This is a genomic window from Streptomyces sp. NBC_01635 (assembly GCF_045209715.1).
GTDB lineage: Bacteria > Actinomycetota > Actinomycetes > Streptomycetales > Streptomycetaceae > Streptomyces > Streptomyces hirsutus.
The window spans coordinates 5,932,632-5,949,045 of record NZ_CP109277.1; the positions used below are offsets into that span (position 1 = coordinate 5,932,632).

General features: G+C 70.7%; 16 protein-coding genes and 1 pseudogene. 12 read left to right on the forward strand and 5 right to left on the reverse strand.

Translation table 11 applies throughout. From position 1 onward, the window contains the following. The first annotated feature begins 2 nt into the window (after nt 1-2). Together OHB56_RS27670 and OHB56_RS27675 are read left to right on the forward strand one after the other, a co-directional pair. Entirely contained in the window at nt 3-998 is a 996-nt protein-coding gene (locus OHB56_RS27670) for an ABC transporter ATP-binding protein (protein ID WP_406356265.1), read from the forward strand. After that, complete coding sequence (locus OHB56_RS27675; RefSeq protein ID WP_406356267.1) at nt 979-2,061, forward strand: ABC transporter ATP-binding protein; 1,083 nt, start codon at nt 979-981, stop codon at nt 2,059-2,061. The genes OHB56_RS27670 and OHB56_RS27675 overlap by 20 nt, the downstream gene beginning before the upstream one ends. Nucleotides 2,062-2,116: 55 nt before the next feature. Here the strand turns inward: OHB56_RS27675 and OHB56_RS27680 are convergent, their stop codons facing one another. Both OHB56_RS27680 and OHB56_RS27685 read right to left on the reverse strand, forming a co-directional pair. Continuing rightward, nucleotides 2,117-3,904: an ABC-F family ATP-binding cassette domain-containing protein gene (locus OHB56_RS27680; RefSeq protein WP_406356269.1), complete on the reverse strand. Its 1,788-nt coding sequence runs from the start codon at nt 3,902-3,904 to the stop codon at nt 2,117-2,119. Between the two features lie 361 nt (nt 3,905-4,265). Beyond that, a complete protein-coding gene (locus OHB56_RS27685; RefSeq protein WP_406356271.1) occupies nt 4,266-6,422 on the reverse strand; it encodes a prolyl oligopeptidase family serine peptidase in 2,157 nt (718 codons plus the stop codon). Between the two features lie 178 nt (nt 6,423-6,600). Here OHB56_RS27685 and OHB56_RS27690 point away from each other — a divergent pair, with 178 nt between their 5' ends. The 3 genes and pseudogenes from OHB56_RS27690 to OHB56_RS27700 form a co-directional block, all read left to right on the forward strand. After that, entirely contained in the window at nt 6,601-6,795 is a 195-nt protein-coding gene (locus tag OHB56_RS27690) for a hypothetical protein (RefSeq protein WP_055593820.1), read from the forward strand. An 88-nt stretch (nt 6,796-6,883) separates the two neighbouring features. Beyond that, nucleotides 6,884-7,384: a hypothetical protein gene (locus tag OHB56_RS27695; RefSeq protein ID WP_095534253.1), complete on the forward strand. Its 501-nt coding sequence runs from the start codon at nt 6,884-6,886 to the stop codon at nt 7,382-7,384. 47 nt (nt 7,385-7,431) lie between these two features. Beyond that, a pseudogene (locus OHB56_RS27700) lies at nt 7,432-7,716 on the forward strand (amidase); the annotation flags it as partial. Between the two features lie 173 nt (nt 7,717-7,889). On the opposite strand, the gene OHB56_RS27705 reads toward OHB56_RS27700, so the two are convergent. Beyond that, complete coding sequence (locus OHB56_RS27705; RefSeq protein ID WP_406359230.1) at nt 7,890-9,113, reverse strand: serine hydrolase domain-containing protein; 1,224 nt, start codon at nt 9,111-9,113, stop codon at nt 7,890-7,892. 495 nt (nt 9,114-9,608) lie between these two features. Here OHB56_RS27705 and OHB56_RS27710 point away from each other — a divergent pair, with 495 nt between their 5' ends. From OHB56_RS27710 to OHB56_RS27720, 3 genes are read left to right on the forward strand one after another with little or no spacing between them, the layout of a single operon-like run. Then, nucleotides 9,609-9,842 carry a hypothetical protein gene (locus OHB56_RS27710; protein ID WP_141666142.1) on the forward strand — a complete coding sequence of 78 codons (234 nt, stop codon included), beginning with the start codon at nt 9,609-9,611 and terminating at the stop codon, nt 9,840-9,842. 47 nt (nt 9,843-9,889) lie between these two features. Then, nucleotides 9,890-11,311 (forward strand): amidase, encoded by a 1,422-nt coding sequence (locus tag OHB56_RS27715; RefSeq protein ID WP_406356274.1) that lies wholly within the window; start codon nt 9,890-9,892, stop codon nt 11,309-11,311. Further along, nucleotides 11,308-12,009, forward strand: a complete 702-nt coding sequence (locus OHB56_RS27720) for a class I SAM-dependent DNA methyltransferase (RefSeq protein WP_406356276.1) — start codon at nt 11,308-11,310, stop codon at nt 12,007-12,009. Before OHB56_RS27715 ends, OHB56_RS27720 begins: the two co-directional genes overlap by 4 nt. Before the next feature lie 10 nt (nt 12,010-12,019). Here the strand turns inward: OHB56_RS27720 and OHB56_RS27725 are convergent, their stop codons facing one another. Beyond that, nucleotides 12,020-12,229, reverse strand: coding sequence for a DUF397 domain-containing protein (locus OHB56_RS27725; RefSeq protein WP_406356278.1), 210 nt, complete (start codon nt 12,227-12,229; stop codon nt 12,020-12,022). Continuing rightward, entirely contained in the window at nt 12,226-13,110 is an 885-nt protein-coding gene (locus tag OHB56_RS27730) for a helix-turn-helix domain-containing protein (RefSeq protein WP_406356280.1), read from the reverse strand. The genes OHB56_RS27725 and OHB56_RS27730 overlap by 4 nt, the downstream gene beginning before the upstream one ends. A 155-nt stretch (nt 13,111-13,265) precedes the next feature. Between OHB56_RS27730 and OHB56_RS27735 the strand changes: the two genes are divergently transcribed. The 4 genes from OHB56_RS27735 (at nt 13,266) to OHB56_RS27750 (ending at nt 16,351) form a co-directional block, all read left to right on the forward strand. Further along, nucleotides 13,266-13,742, forward strand: a complete 477-nt coding sequence (locus OHB56_RS27735; protein WP_406356282.1) for an ATP-binding protein — start codon at nt 13,266-13,268, stop codon at nt 13,740-13,742. A 219-nt stretch (nt 13,743-13,961) separates the two neighbouring features. Then, the gene (locus OHB56_RS27740) at nt 13,962-14,846 is read left to right on the forward strand and encodes a helix-turn-helix domain-containing protein (protein ID WP_406356284.1); all 885 of its coding nucleotides are present in this window, start codon (nt 13,962-13,964) and stop codon (nt 14,844-14,846) included. A 52-nt stretch (nt 14,847-14,898) separates the two neighbouring features. After that, nucleotides 14,899-15,561 carry a Uma2 family endonuclease gene (locus OHB56_RS27745; protein ID WP_406356286.1) on the forward strand — a complete coding sequence of 221 codons (663 nt, stop codon included), beginning with the start codon at nt 14,899-14,901 and terminating at the stop codon, nt 15,559-15,561. A gap of 127 nt (nt 15,562-15,688) precedes the next feature. Continuing rightward, on the forward strand, nt 15,689-16,351 hold the full coding sequence (locus tag OHB56_RS27750; protein ID WP_406356288.1) for a hypothetical protein: 663 nt from the start codon (nt 15,689-15,691) through the stop codon (nt 16,349-16,351). Nucleotides 16,352-16,414 lie beyond the last annotated feature (63 nt).

The window sequence follows — 16,414 nt, forward strand, 5'->3', positions numbered from 1 at the left end:
TCATGCTGCTCGAAGTGCGTGACCTGCACGTGGAGTTCCACACCCGGGACGGCGTCGCCAAGGCCGTCAACGGCGTCAGCTACGGCGTCGACGAGGGGGAGACGCTCGCCGTGCTCGGCGAGTCCGGCTCCGGGAAGTCGGTGACCGCGCAGGCCGTCATGGGCATCCTCGACACGCCGCCCGGCCGGATCACCGGCGGCGAGGTCGTCTTCCAGGGCCGCGACCTCCTCACCCTGAAGGAGGAACAGCGCCGCAAGGTCCGAGGCGCCGAGATGGCGATGATCTTCCAGGACGCGCTGTCCTCCCTCAACCCGGTGATCTCCGTGGGCGACCAGCTCGGCGAGATGTTCGTCGTGCACCGGGGCATGTCGAAGAAGGACGCGCGGGCCAAGGCCGTCGAGCTGATGGACCGGGTGCGCATCCCCGCCGCCCGGGAGCGGGTGCGGCAGTACCCGCACCAGTTCTCCGGCGGCATGCGCCAGCGCATCATGATCGCCATGGCGCTCGCCCTGGAACCGGCCCTGATCATCGCCGACGAGCCGACCACCGCCCTCGACGTCACCGTCCAGGCCCAGGTCATGGAGCTCCTCGCGGAACTCCGGCGCGAGTACCGCATGGGGCTCATCCTCATCACCCACGACCTCGGCGTGGTCGCCGACGTCGCCGACCGGATCGCCGTCATGTACGCGGGGCGGATCGTCGAGTCGGCCCCCGTGCACGACATCTACAAGGCCCCCGCCCACCCGTACACCCGGGGCCTGCTGGACTCCATCCCCCGCCTCGACCAGAAGGGCCGGGAGCTCTACGCCATCAAGGGACTGCCGCCCAACCTCATGGACATCCCGCCCGGCTGCGCCTTCCACCCCCGCTGCCCGATGGCCCGGGACGTCTGCCGCACCGACGAGCCGCCGCTGTACGAGGTCACGGAGTCGGACGCCGACCGCGGCAGCGCCTGCCACTTCTGGAGGGAGTGCCTGCATGACCGAGCCGAGGGGTGAGGCGGGCGGAGGGCCGGACTTCGAGAAGGGCGCCGGCCTCGCCGGGGAGCCGATCCTGGAGGTCTCCGGGCTGGTCAAGCACTACCCGCTGACCCGGGGCGTCCTGATCCGCAAGCAGGTCGGCGCCGTGAAGGCCGTCGACGGGGTCGACTTCGTCCTCGGCCGGGGCGAGACCCTGGGCATCGTGGGCGAGTCGGGGTGCGGCAAGTCCACGGTCGCGAAGATGCTGGTCCACCTGGAGAAGCCGACGGCCGGCGTGATCCGCTACAAGGGCGAGGACATCACCAAGCTGTCGGGCAAGGCCCTCAAGGCCGTCCGCCGCAACATCCAGATGGTGTTCCAGGACCCGTACACCTCCCTCAACCCCCGGATGACGGTGGGCGACATCATCGGGGAACCCTTCGACATCCACCCCGAGGTGGCGCCGAAGGGCGACCGGCGGAGGCGGGTCCAGCACCTGCTGGACGTGGTCGGGCTCAACCCGGAGTACATCAACCGGTATCCGCACCAGTTCTCCGGCGGCCAGCGCCAGCGCATCGGCATCGCCCGCGGACTGGCCCTGAACCCCGAGGTGATCGTCGCCGACGAGCCGGTCTCCGCGCTGGACGTCTCCGTCCAGGCCCAGGTGATCAACCTGATGGACCGGCTCCAGACCGAGTTCGACCTGGCGTTCGTCTTCATCGCCCACGACCTGTCGATCGTCCGGCACATCTCCGACCGGGTCGGCGTGATGTACCTGGGCCGGATCGTCGAGATCGGCACCGACACCCAGATCTACGACCACCCGACCCACCCGTACACGCAGGCCCTCCTGTCCGCCGTCCCCGTACCGGACCCGGCGGCCCGGGAGCACCGGGAGCGGATCATCCTCACCGGCGACGTCCCGTCCCCCACCAACATCCCTTCCGGCTGCCGCTTCCGCACCCGCTGCTGGAAGGCGCAGGCGCGCTGCGCCGAGGAAGTGCCGCTGCTGGCGGTCCCCGAGGTGTTCCGCAAGGCCGGCGGCCCGGCGGCCCACGACTCGGCGTGCCACTTCGCGGAGGAGAAGCAGGTGGTGCCGTAAGGAGCCGCCGGGGCGGACGAAGGGACGGACCGAAGGGCCCGGCCGGTCAGGCCGGTCAGGCCGGATCGGGCATCAGGTCCTCCCGGTCCTCCCGGTCCTCCCGGTCCTCCCGGTCCTCCCGGTCCTCCCGGTCCTGCCGGTCCTGCCGGTCCTGCCGGTCCTTCTCGTCCTGGAGTGCGGTCACCTCCAGCCGTGGCCAGTGGGCGAGGTCGCGGAGCAGTTGCCGGTCGTGCGTCGCGACGACGACGGCGGCGCTGGTGGCGCGGATCGCGTCGGTCAGCTCGTCGACCAGCGCCGACGACAGGTGGTTGGTCGGCTCGTCGAGCAGCACCAACCCCGGCCGTCCGGCCAGCGCCAGTGCCAGGTCGAGGCGCCGCTGCTGCCCCTGCGACATCCGCCCGACCGGCGTGCGCAGCGCGTCGGAGTCCAGCAGCCCGAGTGCCCCGAGCGGGACGGCGTCGGTGTCGCGGAGCAGGCCGCGCGCCACCAGCCGCCCCACATGGCGGGCGTGCGCCTCCCGGGCGGTGAGTCCGGGGTCCTGCGCGGCGGTCTCCTGGGTGACGCGCACGACCCGCGTCCCCTTCGCCGTCCGGACGTGTCCCTGAGCGGGGTCGAGCGCACCGGCCAGCACGGCGAGCAGCGTGGACTTCCCGGCACCGTTCGGTCCGGTGACGAGCAGTCGGTCACCGCCGTCGAGGGTGAGATCGACGGGGCCGGCCAGCCGCCCGTCGACCGCGACGCCGTGCGCCCGCAGCAGGGGCGCGCCCGGCCGGACGCCCAGGTCCGGCCAGCGCAGCACGGACGGCGGCTCCGGCACGTCGACGCGGTGTGCGTCCAGGGCGTCCTGCTGCCGGTTCAGGGCCTGCACCACGCCCGGCGCGCGGGACTGCCGCTGGTGCTTGCCGGTGCCCTTGTCCGGCCGCCAGCCGGTGGAGAGCCGGTCGCGGGCCTTCGACACCGCGTCCTCCAGCCGCCGGTGCTCGTCCTGCTGTTCCGCGTACTCCTGCTCCCAGCGCTCCCGTTCACGGCGCCGGGCGTCCTGCCAGGCGTCGTAGCCGCCGGCGTACAGGCGGGGCTTCCCGTCGCGGGACGGGTCGAGGTCGAGGAACCGGTCCGCGACGTCCCGCAGCAGCGCCCGGTCGTGGCTGACGACGGCGAGACCGCCGGCGTGCTCGCGCAGCCTGCGGGTCAGGAAGTCCAGGCCTCCCACGTCGAGGTGGTTGGTCGGCTCGTCGAGCAGCAGGATGTCGTGCCGTGCGCCGAGCAGGCAGGCCAGCCGGACCCGGTAGCGCTGCCCGACCGACAGCGTCGACAGGGGGCGGTCGCGGTCGGTGCAGGCGCCGAGGGCTTCGAGGGCGACGTCGACACGGCGTTCCGCGTCCCACGCGTCGAGCCGGGTGGCGGTGTCGAGCGCGGCGGCGTAGAGGTCGTCGGCGGCGGGGTCGTCGCCTTCGGCCAGGGCGAGGGCGGCCTCGTCCAGTGTGCGGAGGGCGGCGAGGGACGGGGCCAGCGCCTCGGAGGTCAGGGTGCCCACGGTCTCGCCGTCCTGCGCGGACAGTTCCTGGCGGGCCAGGCCGATGGTGCCGGCCCGGTGCACGGAGCCCTCGTCGGGCGCGAGCAGTCCGGCCAGGACGTGCAGCAGGGTCGTCTTGCCCCGCCCGTTCTCGCCGACGACGGCGATCCGCGACCGGGCGGAGACGGTGACCGTGACGCCGTTCAGGACGCGGCGTGACCCGCGGGTGACGGTGATGCCCTCGGCACGGAGGTGCGCGCTGCCGCCCGCCGCGACGGGCACGGACAGGGCTTCAGGGGTGACAGGGGTGGTCGGAGGGGTGAGGTTCAACGGATGCTCCGCAGCTCGCAGGGGGAGCCGGGGGCAGCAGAAGGCGGCCGCCCGGCGGGAACCGGAACGGCGAGCGCTTTTTCACCAGGGAGAAGGCGCCGCCGTCAGCGGCGGAATCGAACCTTCTGCGACCAGATACCTCGTGCCATGCCGTCCACCGTAACAGGGGCGCCGTCGTTGCTCCCGTGAATTTCCGTCCGGCCGGGATCCTGCGGATCCGCCCGGCCGGGCAGGGCGACGGGCCGGGGCGACATGGCGCGCCCCGGCCCGTTCACGGCACCCGCACGGCCGTACGCCGACCAGCCTCGCGTGTCCGTATATCGGCACCGCTTCCCCGAAGTTGCCTCTGTGTTAACGCGGTTCATGCCTCCGGGGCGGCGGGTGCGAGCGAGCGCTTGAGGAAGTTCAGCTGGAGGCGGAGCAGGTTCTCGGCGACCTCCTCCTGCGGGGTCATGTGCGTGACGCCGGACAGGGGCAGTACTTCGTGGGGCCGGCCGGCCGCGAGGAGGGCCGAGGACAGGCGCAGCGAATGGGCGACCACCACGTTGTCGTCCGCCAGCCCGTGAATGACCATCATGGGGCGGTGCGGCTCGGCGGCGTCGACCAGGCCCGCGTCGTCGATCACCGAGTTGCGGCGGTAGACCTCCGGCTGCTCGTCCGGGTGGCCGATGTAGCGCTCCTGGTAGTGGGTGTCGTACAGGCGCAGGTCGGTGACCGGGGCGCCCACCACCGCCGCGTGGAAGACGTCCGGCCGGCGCAGCGCCGCGAGGGCGGCCAGGTAGCCGCCGAAGGACCAGCCCCGGATGGCGACGCGGCTCAGGTCGAGCGGGAAGTCGGAGGCGAGGGCCTGGAGTGCGTCCACCTGGTCCTGGACGGTGATCGCGGCGAGGTCGTCCTTGACTGCCTTCTCCCAGGCGGGGGAGTGGCCGGGGGTGCCGCGGCCGTCGGCGACGATCACCGCGAAGCCCTGGTCGGCGAACCACTGCGAGGTCAGGTGGGGGTTGTGCGCGGCCACCACGCGCTGGCCGTGCGGGCCGCCGTAGGGGTCCATGAGGACGGGGAGGGGAGTGTCGCCGTGGTAGTCCCTTGGCATAAGCACGGCGCACGGAATTTTCCGTGCGCCCCCCTGAGTCAGGGTCACCCGGGGGGACATACCGGGGTCTTCGGCGTACGAGCGGACAGTCGCCGTCGGTTTCCCGTCACGCAGAATCCGCGCCTGCGCCCCCGGCCGGTCCGGTGTCGCGGACACCAGGACGGTCACGCCCCCGGCGCGTACCGCCGAGTGCACGCCGGGCTCCTGGGAGACGCGCTCCACGCCCAGTTCGTTCACCCGGTAGACGTGCACCTCGCCGATCTCCGGGCCGCCGTCCGCGGCCCCCGGCCTCGATCCCGGTTCCGCTCCCGCCGACGCCGACACCAGCACATCGTCGTCCGATACGTCCAGTACCGCGCGGACGTGCAACTGCGGTCCGGTCAGCGGGCGTTCGCCGACGGCGAGTCGTCGCGCGCCTCCCTCGTCCGTGATCCGGACCAATTGCCCGGAAGGGCTCCAGCACGGCACCCCCGCGAAAAGATCAAGCCAAACTGGATCTTCGTCGGCGTGCACCATCCGGGTGGCCCCGGTGTCCGGGTCCACCGCCAGGAACAGCTGACTGCGCTGGTCGCGCGCCTGTACGAGCAGCAGCGGCGCACCCGCCGCTGACCAGTGCGCATGCGCCATGTACGGGTACCGCACCCGGTCCCACACGACCTCCGTACGCACCCCGTCCAGCCCGATCACGAACAGCCGCACCTCCGCGTTCGCGGTCCCCGCCGCCGGGTACGCCACCCGCTGAGGCTCCCGTTCCGGATGCGCCGGATCGGAGATCCACCACCGCTTCACCGGCGTGTCGTCCGCGCGCGCCACCAGCAGCCGGTCCGACTCGGGCGCCCACCAGAAGCCCCGCGAACGCCCCATCTCCTCGGCCGCGATGAACTCCGCCAGCCCGTAGGTGACGTTCTCCGTCTCGGGGGTCGCCAGGGCCCTGTCGTCCGCCCCCTCCGCTCCGACGACCCGCAGCGCACCCTGCGCGACGTAGGCGACGTGACGTCCGTCGGGTGACGGCCGGGGGTCGATCACCGGTCCGGGAGTGGGCAGTTCACGAGCCGTCCCGGCCCGCAGCTCGGCTGTGAAAAGACGCCCTGACAAGGCGAAAGAGGCCAACTCGACCTCTGCGTCGGTGGCGTAGCCGACGATGCCGGCGCCTCCCTCGCGACTGCGTTCGCGCCGCGCCCGTTCCTGGGCCGACAGGTGTTCCTCGGCGCCGCCCAGCAGGGCGCGCGGGTCGGCCGCCACGCGCTCCCCGCCGTCCTGGGGGTCGAGCACCCACAGCGCATTCGCCCGGTCCGTACCGGAACCCGAGCGCAGGAACACGACCCGGGAACCGTCGGGTGCCACGGTGAACGATCGCGGCGCGCCGAGCGTGAAGCGCTGGGTGCGGGCGTGCCGTCGGGGGAAGGAGTCAGCGTCGGTCGTCATGCCATGACCATATTGGCCATGCGCCCCCTTGTGCGGCTGTGCGCCGACCGATGCGCACGTACGGATAGTTATGATCGTTAGCGCATAGTGGGTATGAACCTGCTGGCTGCTGTGTGGATTTATCTGCCCCCATATTCCTACCCCCCTGTCGTCCTGGGATCCTTGGAGGTGAGCCGCCGTGGCACTCTCGATTTCGGCGGTAGTGCTGCTGGCGATCATCGTCTTCCTGCTGATCAAGAAGTCGGGCCTCAAGACGGGGCATGCGGTCGTCTGCATGCTCCTCGGCTTCTACATGGCGTCGTCGACGATCGCGCCTACGATCAGCGAGCTGACGACCAATATCGCGGGCATGATCGGCAGCATAAACTTCTGAGTCGGCCGGCCTCGTCCAGCTCAACGCCCTTTCCTTAAAGGGGCGTTGGCGCGACAGGCGGGGCCGTGCGGACCCCAAGGGCTGGTGCGTGGAGGCAATCGAGTCGATCGGTGTGCTCGCCGTCTCCGGGCTCCTCCTCGCGTGGCTGTTGTGGAGCCTCTGGAACCTCTACCGCATCCCCGCCGGCCTGCGCGACGGATCGTGGCAGCGCCCGCTGTGGTGGGCGCGCCTGTGGTCCCTCGCGCTGTTCGTCGGCTGCGTGGCCTGGGTGCGGGGTGCGCTCAGCGGCGGGTTCGACGTCGGCGAGACCTGCGCGTACGCCCATCACCAGACGTACGACAGCGCCTACCGGGCGGCCCATGTCGAGGAGTCCCAGCGGTTGTTCCCGTTGCACAACAAGTGCAACGGGGCGTACGACCTGGTTCCGGCCTGGGTCAACCCGACGATTCTCAACTGCGCCGCCTTCGTATTGCTCGCCACGGCCGTGCTGCTGTGGTTCGGCGTCGCGCGTCTCACCGGCCGTGGCGCGTCGCACATTGCGGTGCGGCGACTCGGGGGTGTCGACCTCTCGCCTGTTACTCGCCGGTAAGGAATGATGGCGGGCAATCATCCACGCGTTCAGGGGCGGTGCCACCGGTGACGACTTCCGAGGAACAGACCAGGGTGCACGTCTTCCGTGACGACGCCCTCGGCGACCACGACGCCGTGGGCCTCGCCGAGGCGATCCGCCGGGGAGAGGTCGGGCCCGCCGAGGCCGCCCGTGACGCGGCGGCCAGGGTCAGGGACGTGGAGGCCCGGCTCCACGCCGTCCAGGTGCACCTCGACGTTCCGGCGCACCGCTCCGAGCCGGCCGGCGCCTTCGCCGGGGTGCCGACCTTCGTCCCTGATCGTTCTCCTTGGTCCTGCGCGCGCACGGGGCACTCTCCTCGACGTTGAATACACCTCAAGATCACATTTTGCTGGGGCGCGCCAGGACGAAAGAAGGAACTGTGAGGCAGACCCCGGGCGAGACGGAGTCCTGCATCCCTTGCGATGCACGATGCGCGCCGTCGGCCCCGCCTTCCGTCCGCCGCGGCTTCAGACCGAGGCCTGCCTCAGCGACGCTCGGGCAGGTCGGCCTCCGCAGGCAGGGTGGAGAGCGTGCGCGGCGCCTTGGTCGACGACGCCACGGGCGCGGTCTCCTTCCCGCAGAAGGCCGCCTCCAGCGTCCCGCCGAGCGCCGTGTTCGCCGCGCCCCGGTTCGAGGTGTTCGCCATGGCGGAGAGCGCGCGCCGGCCGTCACGGGTGGCGAAGGCATACGTGTAGAAGCCCTGCACGGTGCCGGTGTGCCCGTACACCTGGGTGCCGCAGGACAGGTCGTAGCGGCGCAGCCCGAGTCCGTAGAAGCGGGTCTGGGTGGCGTCCGTCGGGGTGACCGTGGTCATGGCGTCCAGCATCCGGGGCGAGAGCAGCCTGCCCCGCATCAGCGCGGTCGTGAAGGTGTTCAGGTCGGCCGGGTCGGAGATGACCGCGCCGGCCGACTGGGCCCAGGAAACGGTCTGCTCCGTGGAGTCGACGAGCGGCGCCCCCACCTCGTCGGGGTGGAGGTAGCCGCGCACGTGCGTTCCCCTGATCCGGGTCTCCGGGTGGACGTAAGAGGTGTGACGCAGCTTCAGCGGCTTGATGATGCGCTGCTCGTACTGCTTGGCGACCGAGGTCCCCGTGGCGTTCTCGATGAGCATGCCGACGACGACGAAGTTGGCGTTGGAGTACTTGTAGGCCACACCGGGCTCGGTGGTGCGGGGTTCGGCCAGGGAGAGGTCGACCAGCTCCTGGTAGGTGAAGACGCGGTTGCGCACGGCTTCGAAGCCGGGCACGGTCTTGGCGAACATGGCCTCGGTGTAGTCGGCCAGGCCGCTGCGGTGGGTGAGCAGGTGACGGACCGTGATGCGGTCGTCGGGCAGCAGCCCGGGAAGGTAGTGGTTGACCGGCGCGTCGAGCTCCAGCCGTCCCTCGTCGACCAGTTGGAGCAGCACAACGCTGGAGAAGGTCTTGCTGACGCTGCCGATGCGGAAGCGTGCCCGGGTGTCCATGGCCTCGCCGGAGACGCGGTCGCGGACGCCGGCAGTGCGCGTCCGGACGCCGTCGGGACCGGTGAAGCGGGCCATCGCGCCCGGAGCGCCGTTGGCCATGGCGGAGTTCAGGGCCGCGGTCACGCCGTCCATGTCGGGGGCGGGGGTCGCGGGGCCGGCAGGGGCCGTGGGGGTTGCCGGTGCCGCGGAGGCCGCGGTGGCGGGGGCCAGACCGCCGGCGAGGGCGGCGATCAGGGTGGCGCTCATGGCCAGACGTCGGTGTGTCGACAGGGGCACGTGACTTCCTCGTTCTCGACTCATCGGAAAAGCGGCACACGCGTGGGGTGTGCCGTGGGGGGCCCGGGAGGAGCGATCACTGCACGCTGTCCCGGATCCCCATGGAGCATGAGTGTCAACGCGTCACGTCGGTTCCTGCCACGGGGCGCCGATATTCCGTCCGACAGGGTGTCAGGAATGTTTCCCGGTAGGCCGGCTGAGCGTCGCCTGGGTTCGGAAGCGGTCCGGGCATAGAAGAGGTCCGGGCACAGAAGAACCGTCCCGGACGGGGGGCGGGGCGGTGGGGGAGAGGGGCGTCGGTATTTCTGTGTGTCTGCCGGACGCCCCGCCGCTCAGGCGCGACCCGCCGCCTTTCGCTTCGAGGCGACCGCGCTGACAGACGATCTGCTCCGCAGACTGCCGCCCGCGACCAGCGTGAGCAGCCCGAGAACCGGTCACACCAGCCCTTTGACCTGCGTATTCAAGATGGCGCAGGCTCAGTTCCAGCGGCTGTTCCCGCTGCACAACAAGTGCAACGCGGAGTACGACCTGGTCCCGGCCTGGGTCAACCCGGCCATCGTGAACCGTGTCGCCTTCGTGCTGCTCGCCACCGCCGTGCTGCTGTGGTTCGGCGTCAGGCACTTCACTGGCGGTGGCGCGTCTCGCATCGCGGTGCGGCGACTCGGGGGTGCCGACCTCTCGCCTGTTACTCGCCGGTAAGGAATGATGGCGGGTAATCATCCACGCGTTCAGGGGCGGTGCCACCGGTGACGACTTCCGAGGAACAGGAACAGACCAGGGTGCACGTCTTCCGCGACGACGCCCTCGGCGACCGCGACGCCGTGGGCCTCGCCGAGGCGATCCGCCGGGGAGAGGTCGGCGTGGCCGAGGCCGCCCGTGACGCGGCGGCCAGGGTCAGGGACGTGGAGGCCCGGCTCCACGCCGTCCAGGTGCACCTCGACGTTCCGGTGCACCGCTCCGAGCCGGCCGGCGCCTTCGCCGGGGTGCCGACCTTCGTCAAGGACAACACCGACTACCAGGGACTGCCCACCGGACACGGCAGCGCCGCGTTCGCACCGAAGGCGGCACGCCGGCACGCCCCGTTCGCCCGGCAGTTCCTGAGCACCGGCGTCACGGTGCTCGGCAAGACCCGGCTGCCCGAGTTCGGGTTCAGCCCGACCACGGAGTACGAGAACGCCGAGCCCGTCCGCAACCCGTGGCACACGGGCCATTCGGCGGGCGGTTCGTCGGGCGGCAGCGCGGCCCTCGTCGCCGCCGGAGCGGTACCGATCGCGCACGCCAACGACGGCGGCGGCTCGATCCGGATTCCCGCCGCCTGCTGCGGACTCGTCGGGCTGAAGCCCACCCGAGGCCGGATGGTCGCGAACGCGCAGGGCCGTCAGCTGCCGATCGACCTCGTCACCGACGGCGTCGTGAGCCGCTCGGTACGGGACAGCGCCGCGTTCCTCGCCGCCGCGGAGAAGCACTGGCGCAACCCGAAACTGCCGCCCGTCGGCCTGGTCGAAGGCCCCTCGGAGCGACGGCTGCGCATCGGGTTCGTGCTGGACTCGCCGAACGGCGTTCCCTCCGACGCCGACACCCGCGCGGCCGTCACGGAGACGGCTCAGTGGCTGGAGCGGCTCGGCCACAGCGTGGAACCGGTGGAGCTGTCGATCGACCCGCGCTTCACCGAGGACTTCCTCACCTACTGGGGCCTGCTGTCGTTCCTCATCGGCGTCACCGGCAGGACCCTCGGCCCGGACTTCGACCGGCGCCGCATGGACGGCCTCAGCCGGGGACTGCGCGAGACGTACGTGAGTAACTGGCAGCGCACCCCGGGCGTCCTGCGGCGGCTGAAGCGTACGCGGGAGCCGTACGCGGCGGCGTTCCGCGGCCTCGACCTCGTCCTCTCCCCGGTGCTCGCCCACACGACGCCCCCGCTCGGCCACCTCAACCCGGCCGTCCCCTACGAGACCCTGATCGAACGCATCCTCGCCTACGTCGCGTTCACCCCGGTCAACAACGTCGTCGGGACGCCGTCGATCTCGGTACCGGCCACGCACACGACACCGGACGGCCTCCCCATCGGCGTCATGTTCTCCGGCCGCCCGGGCGCCGAACGGACGCTGCTGGAACTCGCGTTCGAGCTGGAGGCCGAGGGGCCCTTCCGGGGCATCCGGGCAGTGTGATCGGTCAGGACGGCGACGTCGAGAAGGAGGACATCCAGTACGACCGCGACGACTTCACCGCGACCACCACCAACAAGCAGCTCAACTTCCTGCAACACATCATGTCGCTCACGGCGGTCGGCGGACGTGCCGCCGTCGTCCTGCCGGACAACGTCCTCTTCGAGGGCGGCGCAGGCGAGAAGATTCGCCGCAAGCTGCTCGACGAGTTCGACCTGCACACCGTCCTGCGGCTGCCCACCGGCATCTTCTACGCGGGCGGGGTCAAGGCGAACGTTCTCTTCTTCGAGAAGAAGCCCCCGCGCGCCGACGGCAAGCCGCACACCACCGACACCTGGTTCTACGACCTCCGCACCGGCCGGCACTTCACGCTCAAGCAGCGCCCGCTCACCCGCGCCCACCTGGACGACTTCGTCGCCGCCTACCGGCCCGGTGAGCCCCGCTCCACCCGCGTCGAGTCCGAGGACGAGAACGGGCCGTTCAAGAAGTTCGGCTACGACGAGCTGATCGCCCGCGACAAGGTCAACCTCGACATCACATGGATGAAGGACCCCGCCCTCGACGACGCCGACAGCGGCCTGCCGCCCGAGGTGATCGCCGAGGAGATCGTCCGCGACCTCCAGTCCGCCCTGAACGAGTTCACCGCCATCGCCCGTTCCCTGGGCGGCGAAGTGGACGTACCGGAGGCCGAGGTCGAGTAGGAGTTGCCCGTCAGCCCTCGACCGCGTACGACACGAAGTCGGCCCACGCGGCGGGGGCGAAGGCCAGCCGGTCGCCTTCCACGTTCTTGGAGTCGCGGACGTGGACGGTGCCGGGCGCGGTGGCGATCTCCACGCACGAGTCGCCCTCACTGCCGCTGCTGTAACTGCTCTTGAACCACACCAGGTTGGAGCCGTCCCTGGCTGAGGTATTTCGGATCATGCTTCCCCCAGCAGTTGTTCGATGAAGGCCGTCGACTCACGTGGTGTGAGCGCCTGAGACCGGATGATGCCATACCGCAGTTCCAAGATGCGGAGCTGCTTCAGGTCGTAAACCGGCCGTCCATTGGCCACTGCTGGGGAACGGCCGATCGCTGAACCGTCGTCGAACTTGAGCACCTCGATGCTGCCGTCCACCCCGGCATGTTCATCACGTTCCATCGGCATCACTTGAAGCTCGACGTTACGCAGCCGTCCTGCCTCAAGGAGGTGCTCAAGCTGGGCCCGCAGGACAGCCCTTCCGCCCAGTGGTCGTCGAAGCGTCCACTCTTCCAGGATGAAGCTCAGTTCGGGCGCAGGGTCACGCTCGAAGATCGCCTTACGTGCCACGCGCGCGGCGATGAACTGTTCCACCTCGCCTGCTGAATAGGCGGGGCGCCGCATGGACAGAAGGGCGCGTGCGTACTCCGGGTGCTGCAACAACCCATGGATGTTCAAGGGATCGTAGAGCTGAAGCTCAACCGCCCGCCCCTCCATCTGCGCCAAGTCCCGCACCTTCTTCGGGTACCGGACCTTCTTCACGTCCTCCTTCATCGCCGACAGGAGCCCCCCGGCGTTGAACAGCTCGTCCGCCGTGTCCAGGTACTCGGGCCGGGGGATGCGCTTGCCGCTCTCGATCTTGTAGACGAGGTCGTCTCCGTAACCGACCGCTACCGCGAAGTCGCCGACCCGCATGCCCGCAGCCTCCCGGCGGAGCCTCAACTGCCGTCCCACGGTGGCCACTACCGCGAGTGCCCAGTCGTCGTCCGGGTCGACCTCCCACCCTGGTTCGTCTGTCCGGTCCGTCTCGGTCGTGACCCGCACCGCCTCGCCGTTCACCGACATGTCGCGCTCCTCCGTTGTGCCGCGCCGTACCGTCGCGCGGTGCCGGTGGGAGCCGTATCGACAGTTCGGACAGGGCCGGACAAGCCATGGACGGTCACCCTACGCAGCATCGCGATTACCCATCACGGTACGTCCGGTCGGCCACGCTGAGTGACGTGAATCAGGAAACTCAGGAAATCACCGGGGCGGACATCCGACCCGGCCGCGAAGTCCGCAACGTCACGATGCTGTTGTCGTCCACCCCGCGCGGCGCCCGTCTCGCCCGCCTGCTCGCGGTGGACGCATTGCGCAGCTGGGGCCTGCCGGACGAGGCGGCGAGCCACGTCGTGGCGGAGCTGGCGGCCAACGCGGCCACGCACGGCCGTCTGCCCGGCCGCAGCTTCCGCCTCACGCTGTACGTGGTCGACGCCACGCTCCGCATCGAGGTCACCGACACGCGGGGCGACCGGCTTCCCGCGCGGCAAGTGCCCGATGACGGGGCCGAGTCGGGCCGTGGGCTGCTGCTCGTGGAGGCGCTGGCGGACCGCTGGGGAGTGATCGAGGGGCGGTTCCCGCGGAAGACCGTGTGGGCCGAACTGCGCCTCGTGCCACCGGAACCCGTCCCCACGGGTTCCGGTGCCGTCGACGACTGAAAGACAAAGAACGTGGGGGGAAAGAACCCCACCAAGCCCCACCCCTCCCGCCCGTGACGCGCACTCACTCGGGCGGGTGAACATCCCCGGTCCGGCTGGATTTCGTGGCCCTCCAGGCCCGACGCTCAGCGCAGGACAACAGCAGACATGCGACGGCCCCCGCCGGGACTGCAATCCCAGTGCGAGGGCCTGACCACCGAGGAAGATAGAGGCTTCCCGATGGGTACCCAGGACCCTAGCGTGCCCCCGCACGCCCAGGCCCGTGTTGCGGGCAACAAGCACCCGAACCGGGGCCACCGCACCGGCGGGCTGCTCCACGACAACTCCCGCCACACCGACCGCTTCACGGTGATCGGCAACCACCTCGCCCAGCACGGTCAGCTCTCGCTGCTGGCCATCGGGCTCGGCACCCACCTCCAGTCGCTGCCGAAGGGCGCGCCGGCCGACATCAAGACCCTCACCGCCCGCTTCCCCGAGGGCGCCACCCGTATCGCCGCCGCTCTGCGGGAGTTGGAGGTCCACGGCTACCTGCGCCGCGAACGCGTCCGCACCCCCGCGGGCCGGATCGTCACCCGCACCGTCTCCTGCAACCAGCCGGCGGCGGCCCGCCGCCACGCCGGTACACCCGCCCCAGCCCCCGCCGCCGGCCGTCCGACAGCCCCGGAACCGCAGCGGCGAGAGCGGCAGGAGGGACAGGAGGCGTGCGAGGGCGAGGAAGGCACGCGGCACGGGACCCGCCGGAAGCGGGAGCCCCGCAAGCAGCTCCCGGACGTGCCGCGCCCCGCCTTCCCCGCCCCCGAGCTGCTCCGGGCCGCCACCGACCTCCTCGCGGACCTGCGCCGCCACGGCTCCCACCTGCTGCTCTCCGCCGCCGACACGGCCCACCTGGCACCCGGAGTCGCCGCCTGGCTGGAGCGAGACGTCACCCCCACCGCCGTACGCCACGCCCTGACCACCGACCTGCCGCCCGAAGGCGTCCGCCGCCCCGCCGCCCTCCTGGCCCACCGCCTCACCGCCCAGCTCCCGCCCCCGCCCCCCTTCCGCGCCCCCGAATCCGAAGTCCGCTGCCGCGACTGCCGAACCAATCCTCAGGAGGCCGCCTAGCATGAACGTGACGATCCTTGCCCCTGGGCACAGACGACGAGGAGCGAGCGCCATGACCATCGCACCTGACGACACGTACCAGGGCGCCTCTCACCCGTACCGGGCCATGCGCGACTTCGTTCAGTCCACGGGCGACACGCTTCCGGGCAAATTCGAGATCACCAAGGAAGGGATCGTCCACGACATGATGTCGCCCAGCGGTCGGCACGAGCTGACCACACTGCGGCTCCGGAAACGCCTGGAGAAGGTCATGCCGGAGGAGCTTGTGGCCCATACGGGTGAGCCCGATGTGGAGGACGAGCCCGAAGGCGTCATGCGCCGGCCTGACGTCATGGTGATCGCCGAAGAGGACATGGACATCGAGGGAACCTTCGACGCCCGTACGCTCATCGCGGCCATCGAAGTCGTTTCCCGGTCCAATCCGCGGAACGACTGGGTGGGCAAGATGCGCGACTATCCGCTGCTCGGCATTCCCGTCTACGCGATCTTCGACCCCCGTACCGGCAGTGGCGCTGTCCTCACCGACATCCACCCCACTCCGGACGGCCCCCGTTACGCCACGCGCAAGGACTTCGTCTACGGCGAGGACGTCACCATCGGCGAATGGACCATCGCCACGAGCGGCCTGCCGCGCTACCAGGACGACGGTGCGGAAGAGACCGGGGCCGCTGAGGCCGCCGGAGCTGCTGGGGCCGCCGAGTCCTCAGAGGCGTGATCCGGAAACGGAGGAATCGCTTTCGGTCACCTTCGTCCGGTCCACCCCTCCCGGCTTGACCCGCCCCCCGGCGTCTCCGCGATCGTGCTCGTACAGATCGTGGCGAAGAGTGATCGCGAGGTTGCACATGGCTGTGTCCAGACCGGAGACGCGTCAGTTCGAGGCGTTCATGACGAACCTGTCGTACGCCCGGCGCATGGTCAAGGCGGGCGGGATGCTGACGCCCTTCCGGTCGCCCACGATCGACATCGACGACTTCTACCGGGCCGCCTGGGTCCAGGCCGTCGCCGCCATCGACCACTGGCTGCACGAGGAGGTCCTGCGCCGGGTCGCCGACCTGGCCGCCAAGGACAGCCCCGAGATGCCGTACCAGCTCAGGGTGTACGAACTCCCGCTGCACCGGATCGAAGCGGTACGGCGGGGCGAGGTCACCCTCTCCGAGGCCGTCGTGGAGCACCTGCGCGACAAGCTCGCCGCACAGGCGCTCCAGCACCCCGGGAAAATCGCCGAAGTGCTCAAGCTCGTCACGGAGAAGAAGGTCTGGTACGAGGCGGCGGGATGCGTCAACACGCACTTCTTCCAGGGGCGGACCACCCTCAACGAGAAGACACTCCGCGGCCGTTACCTGGAGATCACCCAGCGCCGCAACAAGATTGCCCACGACGCCGACCTCATCGACGGCGACCTGAAGCAGCGCCGCCCCATCGACGCGGCCGAGGTCACGGACGCCATCGACTGGATCGAGCGGATCGCCCTGGCCCTCGCCCACGTCCTCGACGACGAGAGCTGACGGACTCGCCCGTGCCCCGGGCGGCTCGCGCCCCGCGTGGCCGGCTCTGTCCTGCCCGGCCCC